Source organism: Aquirufa avitistagni, assembly GCF_042715545.1.
Lineage (GTDB): Bacteria > Bacteroidota > Bacteroidia > Cytophagales > Spirosomataceae > Aquirufa > Aquirufa avitistagni.
In genome coordinates this window covers 280,292-296,072 of sequence record NZ_JBBKXZ010000002.1, presented here as the reverse complement: position 1 = coordinate 296,072, position 15,781 = coordinate 280,292, and the positions used below count along the sequence as shown (strand labels likewise).

Genomic DNA, 15,781 nt, shown 5'->3' with positions numbered 1-15,781 from the left:
ATGGAAACGAAATTAGGTAAGCTTTTTCGGTTTATGGATACGTTGGGTTTGGGGGAAAGGGATCCCTTTGGTAATCCAATCTTATTCAAGCGAATTATCGTGATGATTCTTGGTTTTATTTCATACAATCGATTGAATGTTTACAACAAAACAAAGGTTACGGGGACAGAGTATTTAGACGATTTGCCTACGCAAGGCGTCTTGTTTTTACCCAATCACCAAACGTATTTTATGGATGTGGTTTGCTTATATCACATCTTTTTTTCGGTCAAATGGGGCTTTCGGAATTCCTTGAATTACCCGATTTATTTGTTGGCCCCGCGTTCTAATCTATTTTATGTGGCGGCGTCTGAGACCATGAAAAATGATGGTTTATTACCTCGGGTTTTGGCCTTTGCCGGGGCGATTTTAGTGAATCGTTCGTGGCGTGCGGAGGGGAAAGATGTGAAGCGCGAAGTCGATTTAGCGGCGGTGGAGAAGATTGGGAAAGGTTTGAAGTTTGGCTGGGTCGTGAGTTTTCCACAAGGTACAACGCGTGCGCTTGCCCCGTTGCGGAAGGGAACGGCTCACTTGATTAAAGGAGAAAATCCGATTGTAGTGCCTGTGCGCATCAATGGCTTTCGGCGCGCATTTGATAAAAAAGGCTTGTTGATGCGGAAGCGAAATACCACCTTAACGGTTGAATTCCGTGAACCCATTCGCTTTGATGAGTCGGCAACGCCGGAAGAAATTTTGGAGCGTTTGCGTGTTGAAATTGGATTGGAAGCGGAGGCATGTTAACGAAGACCAAAGGCTTGGTGATTTCTAATATGCGGTACCGCGAATCATCGTTGCTGGTCACGATTTATACGGCTGAATGTGGGATTACCACCTACATTGAAAATGGGGTTCGTTCCGTGAAGGCCAAACATAAAATGGCTCTTTTTCAGCCATTGACCTTATTGGACCTCGAGGTTTTTCACAAACCGGGCAAGGGAATTCATCGTATTTCTTCTGCCAAATGCTATTTCCCCTACCGAAAAATTCCCTTTGACATTGCCTATTCAAGCATTGCCTTGTTTTTGAGTGAGGTCTTGTCGAAAGTGTTGAAGGAGGAGGAGGCGAATCCGGTGTTATTTGAATTTCTGGAATCGTCGTTTCAGTTTTTGGATCAGGCCCCTGGGCATACGGAAAATTTTCACTTGCAATTCTTGTGGAATTTGACGGAGTTTCTGGGTTTTTACCCGGGCTTGGTGTCGGAATTTTTGGAGCAATTACGTGCCGCGGGAGTTCCGGGTTTGGCGGGGATTGATGCGGAGGCGTTAAGTGCACTATTTGGTGCAGTTTATGGGCAAGAGGTGGTGATGAAGCGGGGCCAACGGCAAGCTGTGTTGGCAGCATTAATTTATTATTATCAATTGCACATGGAGTCGTTTGGCGACTTACGTTCGTTGCAAATTTTACAGGAGGTATTAGCATGAGTCGTTTGTTGCGCTATCAGATTGAGGGGGAGGATCGTTTTTTGTCGATCTCACTTGAGTTTACGCCGCAGCGTGTGGGGCCACAGGAAATTCATTTGCCTATTTGGCGGCCGGGTCGGTATCAGGCACAATATTTTGCTAAAAATATAGCTACGATTCAGACATCAAAAGGTTCGATTGTTAAGTCGAGTTTATCTACGTGGACGTTGGATGTGGATTCGCTCGATCCTGTTGTTTTGTCATACAAGTATTTTGCGGATCAGCCGGACGCGGGGGGCTGCGTTTCGCAGTCGGATCTATTATACATCAATTTTATTGCCTGTTTAATTTTCCCGCATCGGGGTGAAAACAGGCCTTGTGAGGTAAAAATCACGCTGCCAGGGAATCGCGAAACTGCCTGTTCTTTACCTACTTATGGGTCTGGATTTCGCGCGAAATCGTATCGTGAATTGGTAGATTCGCCTTTTATTGCCGCTCCAGAAGTTTTCTCGCATCGTTGGCAATCCCATGGCGTCACATTTTATGTACAGGGCGTCGGGCCGAAGCACCATTTTTCGCCACGTTTATTGCAAGCCTACGCGCGTTTTGTGGATTACCAGATTGCGTACATGGAAGGATTTCCGGGTAAGAAATATCATTTTTTACATTGGATTTGCCCGAAGCCATTTTACCATGGGGTGGAGCATACGGCATCTACGATGATGGTGATGGGGCCGGAGGATCGGGATTCGTATGATGATTTTATTGGTTTGGCATCGCATGAATTATTTCATGTGTGGAATGTAGCGACGATCCGTCCGAAGGAATTATTGCCATATGACTACACGAGGCAAGTGATTTTCGATACGGGCTGGGTGGTGGAAGGGATTACCACGTATTTAGGAGATTGGTTTTTGTGGGCATCTGGCGTGGTAACTGCCGATGAATATGTGGGCATGTTGCTCGGGAATTTGAAATTACATTTTGAACGGGATGGCGCGTCCAAACAATCTTTGGTTGAAAGTTCGATTGACCTATGGCTGGATGGTTATGGCCAGGCCTTGCCGGGGAAACGGGTATCCATTTATTTCAAGGGTGCGCTGGTGGCGTTGGCCTTAGATTTGATGATTCGCCAAAAATTTAGTCATCAGCGATCCCTACGCGATGTGCTGTTGGCCATGAAGTCGGAATTCAAAAAAGGATATACACGGGCCGATTTCTATACTTTGGTAGAAAAAGTATACGAAGCACCGTTAAGTGATTTTTGGCGAATTTGGGTGGAGGGCAATGAGCCATTGGCTAAACGAATAGGCGACTTGATGGCATTTGTTGGCTTAGAATTTAAGGAATCTCCGTTGCGTTTAGAGATCCAAAATTCGGCTTCATTAGCTGCATTCCAGCTGGCAAACAGTCCAAATCGGCATATTTAGGGCGAACTAGGAACTAATTTGGCTAAATTGCATGAACGGTATAGCCTATATGTTTTTGATATTTACCCCCATGAAAGAATATTCGATGCGGATTCGCAAATTTCGCCAGTTACAAGATCTTAGTCAAGAATTTATGGCGATGCAGATGGGCATTACGATGTCCGCTTATTCCAAAATCGAACGTGGTAAAACGGAGTTAACGCTCTATCGTTTGGGGCAAATTGCCACGGTGCTCCAAGTGGATCTGATTGATTTTCTGAGGGATGAAAAAGTCGCGCACGTGGCGGAGGCAGCCATCCCGGATTATGGTTTTGTGACGCGAGGGGAATTTGCGGAACAGGCGGCGGCGCTCCATCAAGTACAGCTGAAATTAAGCGAAATCCTGTCCAAACTGCCGCAATAAATTCCTACCTTTGTCGCTTAAATTCATCGTTATGCTACAAAGGCCCCGTAGAAATCGTCAAAGTGCTGTCATTCGTGATATGGTCGAGGAGACTCGCCTGTCGGTGAAGGACATGTTATTCCCACTATTTGTTCAGGCTGGTTCGGGAATCCAAACGGAAATTTCCTCCATGCCGGGCATTTTTCGTTATTCAACGGACTTATTGTTAAAAGAAATTGAATCGTGTGTCTCCTTAGGCATTCGTTCATTCGCCTTATTTCCACAGGTGGAGGAGTCGTTAAAAGACTCAATTGCCTCGGAGAGTCACCGAAAAGGCTCTTTGTATTTAGACGCGATTCATGCGGTTTCGAGCCGTTTCCCAGAAATATCTTTATTGACCGATGTGGCCATGGATCCATACAGTTCGGATGGACATGATGGTATCGTCAAAGATGGTCAAATCTTAAACGATGAAACCTTGCCAGTTCTTGCCAAAATGGCTATTGCGCAAGCGCAAGCGGGCTCTCGATTAATCGGCCCATCTGACATGATGGATGGTCGGGTCGGTTATTTGCGCGAAGCATTGGATGGCGCAGGATTCTCGCAAGTAGGAATTATGGCCTATACCGCCAAATATGCGTCTGCTTTTTATGGCCCGTTCCGGGATGCATTGGAGTCGGCACCTAAATTTGGCGATAAAAAATCCTATCAAATGAACCCTGCGAATCGTCGGGAAGCATTAATTGAATTGGAATTAGATGAGGCAGAAGGCGCGGATTTTCTCATGGTAAAGCCCGCTTTGGCCTATTTAGATATCATTGCTTTGTTGCGCGAAAATTCGAATTTACCAATAGCCGCGTACAATGTTTCTGGCGAATATGCCATGATCAAAGCGGCCGCTCAAAATGGCTGGTTGGACGGCGAAAAGGCGATGTTGGAAAGTTTATTATCAATTAAACGGGCAGGCGCTCAGGTCATCCTGACGTATTTTGCCAAAGAATTTGCTCAATTAACCAAAGCATAATATGTCAACCGATCGCTACATGCAACGGGGAGTTTCGGCTTCTAAAGAAGATGTTCATAAGGCCATTGCCAAGCTAGATAAGGGCTTATTTCCGCAGGCTTTCTGCAAAATATCTCCGGATGTTTTGGGTGGAGATGCGGATTTTTGCAACATCATGCATGCAGATGGAGCGGGGACGAAGTCGTCTTTGGCCTACTTATATTGGAAAGAAACAGGGGACATTTCCGTGTGGAGAGGGATTGCACAAGATGCGGTCGTGATGAATACGGATGATTTGATTTGTGTGGGGGCGACGGATCAAATGTTGCTTTCGAGCACGATCGGTCGGAATAAAAATTTGATTCCAGGTGAAGTGATTGCGGAGATTATCAATGGGACCGAAGAGGTGTTGGAGATGTTGCGGGAGAATGGTTTAGGAATTTATAGCACAGGAGGCGAAACGGCCGACGTAGGGGATTTGGTCCGAACGATTATTGTAGATAGTACGGTGATTGGTCGGATGAAGCGTTCGGATGTCATTTCGAATGGCAACATTCAGGCGGGCGATGTGATTATCGGCCTAGCATCAGATGGCCAAGCGACCTATGAAAAAACCTATAATGGTGGCATGGGCAGCAATGGCTTGACTTCAGCGCGTCATGACGTGCTGGGCAATTACCTCGCTGGAAAATATCCGGAGAGTTTTGATCCATCGGTTCCAGCTGATTTAGTGTATTCGGGATCCCGTTCTTTGACGGAAGCGGTACCGGGCACGCCTTTAAATGTAGGCCAATTAATTTTGTCGCCCACGCGCACCTATGCGCCGGTTATTAAGGCCATTTTAGGCGCTATGCGGGCACAGATTCATGGCATGGTGCATTGTTCGGGTGGTGCGCAGACGAAGGTGATGCACTTTGTGGAGGGCGTTCATGTGATTAAGGATAATTTATTTCCGATTCCACCGCTGTTTGATTTGATTCAAAAAGAGAGTGGCACGAGTTTCCAGGAAATGTATCAGGTGTTTAATATGGGTCACCGGATGGAGATTTATGTGGCGCCTGAATTTGCGGAGGAGATCATGCAGATTTCGGAGTCATTTGGCATTCCGGCTCGGGTTGTTGGCCGCGTGGAAGCGGCTCCAGTCAAGAAATTGACAATAAAAAGTACTTACGGAGAATTTATTTACGACTAGGGTTTGCCTTTGTTCTAAATACTTTTTATATTTGCGACCCCATTTAAAAGGCTTTGTAAAGGTAACGACCTGGCCTCGTGGGATTGTTTCACTTAAATACATCTAAAATGTACGCAATCGTAGAAATTGCCGGGCAGCAATTTAAAGTAGAAAAAGACCGTACCGTTTACACCCACCGTTTGGCGGGAGCGGAAGGCGCTGCACTGGTTATCGACAAGGTATTACTTGTTGACAATGACGGAAAGATTTCCGTAGGAGCACCCACAGTAGCTGGTGCGACTGTTCAAGCTAAAATCTTAGCACACGTTCGTGGCGAGAAGGTTTTGGTCTTCAAAAAGAAACGTAGAAAATCATACCAAAAAATGAATGGACACCGTCAAGATTTGACACAGGTGTTAATCGAAGGTATTTCTGTTAAATAATTGAACATTAGCGTTTTATACGCATAAAATAAAAAAACATGGCACATAAGAAAGGCGCCGGATCGTCGAAAAACGGGCGCGAATCACATAGTAAACGTCTTGGCGTTAAGTTATTTGGAGGCCAAGCAGTTATCGCTGGTAACATTATCGTACGTCAAAGAGGAACAGCGCACAACCCAGGTGAAAATGTAGGTCTTGGAAAAGATCATACATTATTTGCTTTAGCGGATGGTGTAGTTGCTTTCAAAAAAGGATTTAAAGGTCGTTCATTCGTGCACGTTTTGCCATCTGTGGCAGCGGCGGCACCTGTGGCACCGGTAGCGAAAAAAGCTCCAGCGAAAAAAGCGGCTCCGGCTGTTGAAGCAGCTGTTGCTGAAGTAGCCGTTGAAGCTGCGCCAAAAGCGAAGAAAGCTCCAGCGAAGAAAAAAGAAGCTGCTGCTGAGTAGTTTTTTCTAGATTTTTTAAAAAACCTGGTATTTTCATGCCAGGTTTTTTTATTTTTCGGAAACTTTGTGCCTAAATTAGTGGTTTAGTTTCCATAACTTACCCGTAATGCTTACTCCCCAAATCCATATTTACACTGAGTCTACGCCAAATCCGCATTCCATGAAATTCGTTTTCAATGTGGAATTGTTGCCTGAGGGTATGTCGTTCGACTATACGCAACCTGCTGATGGATTAACTAAAGAGAAAAATTCGCCGCTTGCTGTCGCATTATTTGGATTTGAATTTGTGAGTCGCGTTTTCATTACAACTAATTTCATCACCTTAACCAAAACTGAAAATGCGGCATGGGAAGATGAATTATTTGGTATTAAGCAGTATTTGAAGCAGTATTTTGCCGAAAAACGTCCCGTTTTTGTCTTGCCAGATGCAGTCATCAATGAGGAGGGCGTTTCGGATACCGAGATTATCGGTAAAATCAAGCAAGTGTTAGAAGAATATGTACGTCCGGCTGTTGAATCTGACGGCGGAGCCATTTCATTTCATTCATTCGACGAGGCTTCTGGCCAAGTGAAAGTATTATTACAGGGCTCTTGTTCAGGATGCCCATCTTCTCAAATGACATTAAAGGCAGGGATCGAAACCTTAATGACGCGCATGATTCCTGAAGTAAAGGAAGTTGTCGCAGAAGGCGTTTAATTTTACCAATCAGAATTTCTTACAAGAATTCTAGAATATCAGCCAATTGGCCTACCTCCCGAAACTGCGGATGTACCACCGGATGACTCACCACTTCGTGTGCCCAGGTCGTATGAAATGGCACATGAACGCCGTGTCCACCTATTTCCAGGACAGGAATAATATCCGATTTTAAGGAGTTCCCCACCATCATAAACTGATCAGGGGCAATGTCTAAGTGCTTGATTAATTTTAAGTAATCTGCCGTCCGCTTGTCCGACATGATTTCAATATGGTGAAAGTATTTTTCTAAACCCGATTGACGGAGTTTTCGCTCCTGATCTAGCAAATCACCTTTCGTCGCAACGACTAAACGATATTTGGAAGACAGGGTAGATAAAACTTCTTCTACACCTTCTAGGAGCTCATTTTCGCGGGCCAACAAGCGTTTGCCGATGTCCAAAATTCGAGCAGTTCCTTCAGCAGATAGCGTTCCTCCCGTAATCCGAACCGCCGTTTCCACCATTGAAAGCATAAATCCCTTCACGCCATAGCCATAGAGGGCTAGGTTATCCATCTCCGTTTTAAAGAGTTCCAGTTGCGTCTGATGCATGGGCAAAAAGTCCTCAAACAACGCAGCAAATTCCTCCTCACTTTCGCGAAAATAAGGTTCATTGACCCATAGGGTATCGTCGGCATCAAATGCGATTACTAACATAGAAATTCAAAAACGCTGCCGGCGGATAAAGCCGGCAGCATCTAGTTAAAACGATTTGGCGATTGTAATGAAATCCGCCGCGATCAAGGAAGCACCACCGATCAAGCCGCCATCCACATCTGGACCCGCAAAGATCTCTTGCGCATTCTTCGCATTACAAGATCCACCATATAAAATGGAACAATCATCCGCGACAGTAGCGCCGTATTTGGCAGCAATATGTACACGTAAATGTGCATGCATCTCTTGTGCCTGCCCAGCCGAAGCCGTTAAGCCAGTTCCAATCGCCCAAATAGGCTCGTAAGCAATGACTACTTTTCCGAATTCCTCTGCCGACAAATGAAATAAACTTGCCGTTAATTGATCCGCTACAAACGCTAAGAAATCACCACCCTCACGCAATGATAAACTCTCGCCGCAGCAGAAAATAGGTGTGATGCCGTTGGCTAAAGCAGCATCTACTTTAGCAGCCAACTGCTCATTCGATTCCGCAAAATATTCACGACGCTCCGAGTGACCAATTAATACATAAGGAATCGCAGCGGATGCTAATTGCACCGCTGAAATCTCACCTGTGTAGGCTCCAGAAGCTTTTTCGTGACAGTTTTGTGCCGCAACGTCTAAATTTGACATGCCCTCAACGACTTGAGAAACACCTGTTAAGTACAAGGCCGGCGTCGCCATAATCACTTGTACGTCCGCCGGAACGTCCGACTTCACTAATTGAGCTACCTCAGTAGCCAAAACGAACGCCTCAGCAGCCGTTTTATTCATTTTCCAGTTTCCAGCAACAATTTTTTTTCTCATACGTTCATCAGATTAAGCGTCAAAAATACAATTCCTTTCTCGCTTGCGAAAATTCGGCGAAAAAAATCCCAAACATTCCGTATTTTCACAGACTAATCAACACCTATGAGACGATTTTTTGCCGCATTAGCCTGCCTTTCCCTGCTATTTTCAATTCCCGCCTTCAGCCAAAAAGACCTCTTCCCCCATACGAAATCAAAATGGGTAGACTCCGTCATGGCCTCATTAAGCGTTGACCAGAAAATCGGACAAGTGCTCATGCCCCGCGGAAATTCCAATCCCATTTACGATACTACGCGACTTTTTGACATCGTTCGCAATTACCATGTGGGCGGATTCGTACTTTTTGCAGGATACCCAACGACTCAAGCCAGACTTGTCAATAAACTTCAGGCCATGTCCAAAGTGCCCCTTTTCATCGGGATGGACCTTGAATGGGGTTTAAATATGCGCCTCGATTCGACGGTTCGCTATCCCTATCAAATGACACTTGGCGCGATGCAAGGCAATGATGCGTTGATCGAGAAAATGGGTTTTCAGATAGCCCAACAGTGTAAACGGATGGGTGTGCATATCAATTATGCGCCCGTGGTGGATGTGAATAATAATCCGAATAATCCGGTCATCAACTTCCGGTCTTTTGGTGAAAATAGAAATCAAGTCACTCAGAAATCATTAGCCTACATGCGGGGCCTTCAAAAGGGCGGTATAATTACGTCGGCAAAACACTTTCCTGGACACGGCGATACCGGCGTTGATTCCCATTACGACATTCCGGTTTTGACGCATAACCGCGCACGCCTAGATAGCTTGGAATTATTTCCTTATGCAGAGCTTATCGACAAAGGTTTGCAAGGGGTGATGGTAGGCCATTTAAGCATTCCATCCCTCGATACGACGGCGAATTTGGCATCTACGATGTCTAAACCGATTGTCACCGGATTGCTCAGAGATCAATTGAAATTCCAAGGACTAGTCTTCACAGACGCCATGGACATGAAAGGTGCTACTAAAATGTTCCCCGAAGGACAAGCAAACGTGAAAGCTTTTCTAGCCGGGAACGACATCCTCGAAACATTTGTGGATGTTCCTGCCGCGTTTAACGCGATTAAAAAAGCACTCACCGACGGCGAAATTACGGAAGCGGAATTAGACGTGCGTGTCCGTAGAATATTAAATGCCAAAGCGTGGGCTGGACTTGATCAATATCAGCCTACCCAAATCAAGCAGTTGATTGAAGACCTGAATCCAATCAATTCGGAGATTTTGAAGCGAACCCTAGCTGAAAAAACAGTGACGGTGCTAAAAAATCCGAAGGGGCTGATCCCATTGAGAGCACTAGACAGTCTTAAAATCGCCACACTAGCGATAGGTAAAGCAAATTATGGATCCGTTTTCCCAACTGAATTCCAGAAGATGGCCCAAAACTACATGGAAATGGACCACTATTACCTCGATGAAAACTCGGCAGATAGTACCATTACGCGTGTTGAAAACGCACTCAAAAATGTGGACGTAGTACTTGTTGGCCTACATGGAATCTCTTACCGGCCGGTCAATAATTACGCGATCAAACCAAAGATTCAAGCATTGGTCAGTCGGTTTGCTACTGAAAAAGCCATTTATACCCATTTTGCGAATCCCTTTACCTTCAAGTCATTTGAGAATTTGAACAAGACAGCTGGTCTTGTTTTAACGTATCAGGATGGAATTGCCCAACAAGAAGCTGCGGCGATGGCGATTTTTGGTGGGATTGCGGCAGAGGGCAAATTGCCGGTAAGCGCATCTTCCGAGTATCCAGCGGGGATGGGCGTGATGACGCCGTCATTAGGCAGATTACAGTATCAAGTTATTCCGGAAGCGGTGGGTCTTTCGAGCCAGTTTCTGAATCGGAAAGTAGACTCGTTGGCACAAAAAGCCATCGATATCAAAGGTGCTCCAGGCGCCGTTGTACTGATTGCCAAAGAAGGGAAAGTGATTTACCACAAGGCTTTTGGTACCCAAACGTATGAATCGAAAGAGCCGATGAAGACCAGCGACATTTTCGATTTGGCATCGATTACGAAAATTTCAACTTCTGTGCCGGCTTTAATGAAGTGGCAAGATGAAGGGAAATTCTCTGTGCAAACTACGATGGGAAGTTTAATTCCAGGGTTCGATTCGAGCAATAAAAGTGACTTAAAATACCTGGATATTTTGACGCACCAAGCACGTTTGCGGGCATGGATTCCGTTTTGGCAAGATTACGTGGATAGCACGAACATGATTTTGCATAGTAAAAAATACCGCAAGCAGTTCGATGCAGATGCTTTTGTGAATAAATATGTGTTGAAATCGAATGCTGCGGAACGCTTAAAGCGCATCAAACAAAATCAAAAAGTGATGTGGGATACGTGCGTCGACCTGAAAAATGAGGTGACGCGCTGGAAACCACGCACACTTTCCTATGCCGTTTCGGAAGAATATCCGACGCAAGTGGCACCTAATTTATGGGCGCACCGCAGCATGGGCGCCATGATTACGGAGGCGATAAAAGGCTCTGCGCTACGCGACAAAAAGGAATATGTGTATTCAGATTTATCGTATTATTTATTGCCGCAAATCTCCACCCGCATGACCGGAAAGACGTGGACGAATTATTTGTCGGATACTTTTTATAAGCCTTTGGGGGCAAAGACATTGGTTTATCAGGCTGAAAAGCATTTTCCGTTAGCACGTATTGTGCCAACTGAATATGATTCGCTGTTCCGCAAAACCTTGATCCATGGCAAAGTTCACGATGAAGGTGCTGCGCTTTTAGACGGGATTAGTGGCCACGCAGGTTTGTTTGGTAATGCAAATGACCTCGCGAAATTGATGCAAATGTATTTGCAAAAAGGCTATTATGGCGGCAAGCAATTCATTGATGAAAAGACAGTTAAACAGTGGACTTCCTATCCATTCTCGATGGAAGAAAACGCACGCCGCGGTATTGGTTTTGATAAGCCAGATCGTAAAAAGCCAGGAATTTCTGCTGCGGAATCTGCTAGCCAAGAGAGCTTTGGTCACTCTGGATTTACAGGAACGTATACGTGGGTAGATCCCGTGCATGATATTGTCTATGTATTCTTGTCGAATCGCGTGTACCCAACTCGGAATAATAGTCGTATTTCGGATGCGAATATTCGGACGGGCATTAATGAAGTCATTTATCAGGCAATCAAAAAAGGAAATTAATGCACGTTCTCATCACGGGAGGAACCGGGTTTATCGGACAGGCACTGCAATCATACTTGCAAGCTGCTGGTCACGAAGTGCGCATTTTGTCGCGTAAATCCGGTTGGGATGTGGTGAACCAAACCATGGATCCAAGTGTCTTGGACGGGATTGATGCGATTATTCATTTGGCGGGTGCGGGCATTGCCGATAAACGTTGGACCACTGCGCGTAAAAAAGAATTAATTGCTTCGCGCGTGGATTCTACCCGACTTTTAGCGCGTGTCTTGCGAACAGAAAAGCATCAGGTGCATACCTTAATTTCAGCTTCGGCAATCGGGTATTACGGTGCGGATTCAGGCCAAAAAACATGCGTGGAAACCACCGAATCGGGCGCAGATTTTTTGGCGGATTGTACGCGTGCCTGGGAAGATGCGGTAGATGAAATAACAGGATTACGTGTGGTAAAATTACGAATTGGGTTGGTGATAGAGCGAGATGGGGGCATATTCCCGGTATTAGCCTTACCGATTCGTTTGTTTGCAGGTTTTATATTAGGCGATGGAAACCAAGGGCAATCGTGGATTCATCGGGATGATTTAGTCCGGATGTTTGCGCAGGCGCTAACGGACGAACGCGCAGTTGGTGTTTATAATGCGGTCGCACCAGAACCATTGACGCATGCGGCGATGACCCAGGAGATTGCAGGAGCGTTACACCGACCGGTCTGGTGGCCGCATGTTCCGGCCTTCATGTTACGCCTGATATTAGGTGAGATGGCTTGTTTGGTGACGGGCGGAAATTTTGTTTCGTCTCAAAAAATACAAAACGAGCTTGGTTTTACGTTTACATACAAGCGCTTCTCGGAAGCGATTAAACAATTAGTACATGTCTAAGAAAATTTTAGTGTATTGTGGGTCGTCTAAGGGGCATAATGAGATTTATGAACAGGAAGCAAAGCGCCTCGTACATGCGTTGAAACGCTATGATTGCGAATTGATTTTTGGTGCAGGAAGTGTGGGAATTATGGGAGTCCTGGCGGATGAATATTTAAAAATTGGCGGTCATTGTGTGGGTGTAATTCCCTCGTTTATGGAACCTTGGGAAGTCAAGCATACGGGAATTCAGGAGTGCTTTATCACGGAATCCATGCATGCGCGCAAGCAATTGATGGCGAATCGCGCGGATGGGGTAATCGCCTTGCCAGGTGGATTTGGGACGTTGGATGAACTCTTTGAGATGTTGACCTGGAAGCAATTAGATTTACACCAAATGCCGATTTCCATCCTGAATACCAATGGCTATTACGACCATTTATTAGCTCAAATGCAGCACATGGTGGATGAGGGATTTTTGAAAGTGCCTAATTTAGAAGCCTTGCAGGTGGAACAAGATCCAGATGTATTAATCGACTGGATGATGGCTTATGAGCCAGAAAAAATGGAAAAGAAATGGATTTATCGCGGATAATTTGTGTGATTTTAGTGAGTGCGAGCACGATTTTCGCGCAGCAAAAACCGGAGAATCTGGGTTCTGCGATCAATAGTGATTTCTCGGAATTAAACCCGGTGATGGCTCCTGATGGGAATACTTTGTTTTTTGGCAGGAAGAATCATCCAGCCAATAAGTATGGAACGCAGGGTTCGGAGACGGTGGCGGGATCACAGGATATCTGGTATAGCGAACGTGTAGGTGAGGCGTGGTCCACGGCGCGACGTATGCCGGATGTGCTGAATCGCGATCAATACAATACTATTTTATCTATTTCGCCCGATGGCCAAACCATCTTGTTGAAAGGTTCCTATGTCAATGGCAACTATGAAACGCGTGGATTTTCTTTAGCTAAGAAACAGATTAGCGGTTGGTCCATTCCCGAGAAAATCAACATTCCCAATTACGAGCGGATGAGTAAAGGGCTCAATGAGTACGCCTATTTGTCGATGGACGGGAAGACGCTTTTGCTCGCTTTTTCGGAGAAGAAGAAAAGTGACCGCGATGATATTTATGTGAGTTTTTTGCAGGGGGGTGGTTGGACCAAACCTGAAAAATTGTCGGATGCCATTAACTCGGAATACTCCGAAACAACACCCTTTTTAGCGGCGGATGGGATGACGATGTATTTCTCTTCGGACCGACCGGGTGGCCAGGGTAGTCAAGATATTTACATGACGAAGCGCTTGGGTCAGGGCTGGACATCGTGGAGAAAGCCGGTGAATATTGGACCGCCGGTGAATACGCCAGCGTACGATGCTTACTATACGTTATCTGCGAAAGGTGATTTTGCGTATTTTTTGTCATCTACTGAAACGGGAAAGAAGGATATTTTTCGGATTGCGGTGGAGCCGGAGCCGGTCGTTGCTGCGGTGGCGAAAGAGGAGCCGATCATCCAACAGGATGTGAAGTCGAGCCCACGCATTGCGTCATCGGAGACATCGTCGGCCGTAGTATTACTTTCCGGTAAAATTTTGAATTCCACAGGCATGGTGCCTGGTGGAGCATCTGTCGCGTATGAGGATTTAAAAACGGGAAAGATTATTGGCCAAGCCACGCCTGATCCTTCTACGGGGCAGTATAAATTGGTCTTGCCTTACGGGATCAACTATGGCATTACGGCGAAGGCGGATGGATTTTTGCCGAGTTCCTTGCACTTGGATTTAAGCCAAATGCGGGGACGTTATTTGGAATTAGATGACCGTGATTTAACGATGGTGCCGATTGCTAAAGGGTCAACCATGACGGTAAACAACTTATTTTTCGAGTTGAACAAGGCGACCTTGACACCGGAATCTGACCCAGAGTTGAAACGGATGGTGCAGGTGATGCAAGACAATCCGAGTCTTCGCATTGAGATTAGTGGGCACACGGATAATACGGGTACGGATTTAATTAATGATCGATTATCGCAAGCACGTGCGGATGCAGTTCAAGCGTATTTATTGGCCGCCGGCGTTGCACAAACGCGTATTCAATCAAAGGGATATGGGTCTAAGAAGCCGAAGGTTTCCAATGAAACGGAAGAGGGTAGAAGTCAAAATCGCCGGGTGGAATTTGCGATCTTATAGTTTCACGTGATCAATGAAATTTACAACCCAGCGGAATGGCATGCTCGCATATTTGCGCACGCGCAGAAAGCGTTTTCGCGGAGCCACGACTTCGGGTTTGATGTAATAGCACGGGAATTTTTTGTATTCATGGTGCCCATTTTTTATCAGGGCTTGTGCGTAAAAATCGAATAAGGAGGCCACATCGCCTTTTTCTTGGAAGGTATAGCGGTTTTGGTACTTCGAAATTTCACTTGGTTTTTCAGGGGAGTAGCCTGAGAAATGGAAAAAGATTAGCGGCGTATTTCCGTTAATCTCGTAGGGTTCTTCGTCGTTTGTAATGCTACGTTCATGTAAATTCCAATAAGCCATGTTTAGGCCAAGGTGTCTACTCACATGCACATCATCGTAAAATACCGGGGCAAAATTGGCCCAAATTTGATCTACGAACATGCCGTTCGCTAGGTCAATATAACAATGGTCGCGCAGTCGATCTTTCCACCAGGTCAAAAATTTTGCTGTATTTTCCGTGCGGCGTGTACCTAAATAACCTAGGTTAAAAATACCCGTGTTCAAGTGATCGCGTTCCTGCGGTCTATTTTCGTCCGGATATGGACTCGTGATGTGTGGGGTTAGGAATAAACTATTTGTTGACAGTGCATCCTCAATCACCGTTAATGGTTGGTAAATAATGATGTCTGGATCAAAATAATGCACTATTTCCGCGTCCGCGTACGTCGCATAAACATATTCAAGGAAGAATGGCTTGACCGCGGTATTCAGTTCGGTGATGTTGTATTTGGCACACATCTGGTCCAAATCCTCAATTCCGATGGTGTGTAATTCGATTAATGGGTAGTTGGGCAACTGGCTTTTTTCGATGGCCGACTGGTCTAATCGGTCCACTAGGCCGATCAAAAACTGATAATCTGGATTGTGCTTGAGGAGGGAATCACCAAGTGTTTTCGCCTGTGCGAGGTAGTTAATGGAACAAATGGTGATGACTATTTTTTGCATGTGTCAAATTATC

At 45.6% G+C, this 15,781-nt stretch carries 15 protein-coding genes and 1 pseudogene; 13 read left to right on the top strand and 3 right to left on the bottom strand.

Going from position 1 to position 15,781, the window contains the following annotated elements; genetic code table 11:
• From U0R10_RS07145 to U0R10_RS07105, 9 genes and pseudogenes are all read left to right on the top strand, one after another.
• Positions 1-780 carry a lysophospholipid acyltransferase family protein gene (locus U0R10_RS07145; RefSeq protein WP_377983272.1) on the top strand — a complete coding sequence of 260 codons (780 nt, stop codon included), beginning with the start codon at positions 1-3 and terminating at the stop codon, positions 778-780.
• On the top strand, positions 774-1,460 hold the full coding sequence (gene recO / locus U0R10_RS07140) for a DNA repair protein RecO (RefSeq protein ID WP_377983271.1): 687 nt from the start codon (positions 774-776) through the stop codon (positions 1,458-1,460). Before U0R10_RS07145 ends, recO begins: the two co-directional genes overlap by 7 nt.
• Positions 1,457-2,869 carry a M61 family metallopeptidase gene (locus tag U0R10_RS07135; RefSeq protein WP_377983270.1) on the top strand — a complete coding sequence of 471 codons (1,413 nt, stop codon included), beginning with the start codon at positions 1,457-1,459 and terminating at the stop codon, positions 2,867-2,869. The genes recO and U0R10_RS07135 overlap by 4 nt, the downstream gene beginning before the upstream one ends.
• A gap of 31 nt (positions 2,870-2,900) precedes the next feature.
• Positions 2,901-3,272, top strand: coding sequence for a helix-turn-helix domain-containing protein (locus U0R10_RS07130; protein WP_377983269.1), 372 nt, complete (start codon positions 2,901-2,903; stop codon positions 3,270-3,272).
• A 31-nt stretch (positions 3,273-3,303) separates the two neighbouring features.
• The gene (gene hemB, locus U0R10_RS07125) at positions 3,304-4,275 is read left to right on the top strand and encodes a porphobilinogen synthase (RefSeq protein WP_377983268.1); all 972 of its coding nucleotides are present in this window, start codon (positions 3,304-3,306) and stop codon (positions 4,273-4,275) included.
• 1 nt (position 4,276) lies between these two features.
• On the top strand, positions 4,277-5,446 hold the full coding sequence (locus U0R10_RS07120) for an AIR synthase related protein (protein ID WP_377983267.1): 1,170 nt from the start codon (positions 4,277-4,279) through the stop codon (positions 5,444-5,446).
• 107 nt (positions 5,447-5,553) lie between these two features.
• A complete protein-coding gene (gene rplU, locus U0R10_RS07115) occupies positions 5,554-5,868 on the top strand; it encodes a 50S ribosomal protein L21 (protein WP_377983266.1) in 315 nt (104 codons plus the stop codon).
• A 38-nt stretch (positions 5,869-5,906) separates the two neighbouring features.
• Positions 5,907-6,164 (top strand): annotated as a pseudogene (gene rpmA, locus U0R10_RS07110) (50S ribosomal protein L27); the annotation flags it as partial.
• A gap of 256 nt (positions 6,165-6,420) precedes the next feature.
• Positions 6,421-7,011 carry a NifU family protein gene (locus tag U0R10_RS07105; protein WP_377983265.1) on the top strand — a complete coding sequence of 197 codons (591 nt, stop codon included), beginning with the start codon at positions 6,421-6,423 and terminating at the stop codon, positions 7,009-7,011.
• A 19-nt stretch (positions 7,012-7,030) separates the two neighbouring features.
• Here U0R10_RS07105 and U0R10_RS07100 read toward each other — a convergent pair whose 3' ends face one another.
• Both U0R10_RS07100 and tpiA read right to left on the bottom strand, forming a co-directional pair.
• On the bottom strand, positions 7,031-7,708 hold the full coding sequence (locus U0R10_RS07100; RefSeq protein ID WP_377983264.1) for an HAD family hydrolase: 678 nt from the start codon (positions 7,706-7,708) through the stop codon (positions 7,031-7,033).
• A gap of 45 nt (positions 7,709-7,753) precedes the next feature.
• Positions 7,754-8,515 carry a triose-phosphate isomerase gene (gene tpiA / locus U0R10_RS07095; protein ID WP_377983263.1) on the bottom strand — a complete coding sequence of 254 codons (762 nt, stop codon included), beginning with the start codon at positions 8,513-8,515 and terminating at the stop codon, positions 7,754-7,756.
• A 105-nt stretch (positions 8,516-8,620) separates the two neighbouring features.
• Between tpiA and U0R10_RS07090 the strand changes: the two genes are divergently transcribed.
• Genes U0R10_RS07090 through U0R10_RS07075 form a run of 4 tightly spaced genes read left to right on the top strand, consistent with a single transcriptional unit; the run spans position 8,621 to position 14,772 of the window.
• Positions 8,621-11,731 carry a glycoside hydrolase family 3 N-terminal domain-containing protein gene (locus tag U0R10_RS07090; RefSeq protein ID WP_377983262.1) on the top strand — a complete coding sequence of 1,037 codons (3,111 nt, stop codon included), beginning with the start codon at positions 8,621-8,623 and terminating at the stop codon, positions 11,729-11,731.
• Positions 11,731-12,606, top strand: coding sequence for a TIGR01777 family oxidoreductase (locus U0R10_RS07085; RefSeq protein WP_377983261.1), 876 nt, complete (start codon positions 11,731-11,733; stop codon positions 12,604-12,606). The genes U0R10_RS07090 and U0R10_RS07085 overlap by 1 nt, the downstream gene beginning before the upstream one ends.
• On the top strand, positions 12,599-13,180 hold the full coding sequence (locus U0R10_RS07080; RefSeq protein ID WP_377983260.1) for an LOG family protein: 582 nt from the start codon (positions 12,599-12,601) through the stop codon (positions 13,178-13,180). Before U0R10_RS07085 ends, U0R10_RS07080 begins: the two co-directional genes overlap by 8 nt.
• Entirely contained in the window at positions 13,162-14,772 is a 1,611-nt protein-coding gene (locus U0R10_RS07075) for an OmpA family protein (protein WP_377983259.1), read from the top strand. The genes U0R10_RS07080 and U0R10_RS07075 overlap by 19 nt, the downstream gene beginning before the upstream one ends.
• Here U0R10_RS07075 and U0R10_RS07070 read toward each other — a convergent pair.
• Positions 14,767-15,768, bottom strand: a complete 1,002-nt coding sequence (locus tag U0R10_RS07070) for a glycosyl transferase (protein WP_377983258.1) — start codon at positions 15,766-15,768, stop codon at positions 14,767-14,769. The genes U0R10_RS07075 and U0R10_RS07070 overlap by 6 nt on opposite strands.
• Positions 15,769-15,781 lie beyond the last annotated feature (13 nt).

Coding starts and splice junctions, on each gene's coding strand:
- rplU (WP_377983266.1), top strand. CDS start 5,554: ATGTACGCAATCGTAGAAATTGCCGGGCAGCAATTTAAAGTAGAAAAA.
- U0R10_RS07105 (WP_377983265.1), top strand. CDS start 6,421: ATGCTTACTCCCCAAATCCATATTTACACTGAGTCTACGCCAAATCCG.
- U0R10_RS07075 (WP_377983259.1), top strand. CDS start 13,162: ATGGATTTATCGCGGATAATTTGTGTGATTTTAGTGAGTGCGAGCACG.
- U0R10_RS07085 (WP_377983261.1), top strand. CDS start 11,731: ATGCACGTTCTCATCACGGGAGGAACCGGGTTTATCGGACAGGCACTG.
- U0R10_RS07130 (WP_377983269.1), top strand. CDS start 2,901: ATGAACGGTATAGCCTATATGTTTTTGATATTTACCCCCATGAAAGAA.
- tpiA (WP_377983263.1), bottom strand. CDS start 8,515: ATGAGAAAAAAAATTGTTGCTGGAAACTGGAAAATGAATAAAACGGCT.
- U0R10_RS07135 (WP_377983270.1), top strand. CDS start 1,457: ATGAGTCGTTTGTTGCGCTATCAGATTGAGGGGGAGGATCGTTTTTTG.
- U0R10_RS07100 (WP_377983264.1), bottom strand. CDS start 7,708: ATGTTAGTAATCGCATTTGATGCCGACGATACCCTATGGGTCAATGAA.
- U0R10_RS07090 (WP_377983262.1), top strand. CDS start 8,621: ATGAGACGATTTTTTGCCGCATTAGCCTGCCTTTCCCTGCTATTTTCA.
- U0R10_RS07120 (WP_377983267.1), top strand. CDS start 4,277: ATGTCAACCGATCGCTACATGCAACGGGGAGTTTCGGCTTCTAAAGAA.
- hemB (WP_377983268.1), top strand. CDS start 3,304: ATGCTACAAAGGCCCCGTAGAAATCGTCAAAGTGCTGTCATTCGTGAT.
- U0R10_RS07145 (WP_377983272.1), top strand. CDS start 1: ATGGAAACGAAATTAGGTAAGCTTTTTCGGTTTATGGATACGTTGGGT.
- U0R10_RS07070 (WP_377983258.1), bottom strand. CDS start 15,768: ATGCAAAAAATAGTCATCACCATTTGTTCCATTAACTACCTCGCACAG.
- recO (WP_377983271.1), top strand. CDS start 774: ATGTTAACGAAGACCAAAGGCTTGGTGATTTCTAATATGCGGTACCGC.
- U0R10_RS07080 (WP_377983260.1), top strand. CDS start 12,599: ATGTCTAAGAAAATTTTAGTGTATTGTGGGTCGTCTAAGGGGCATAAT.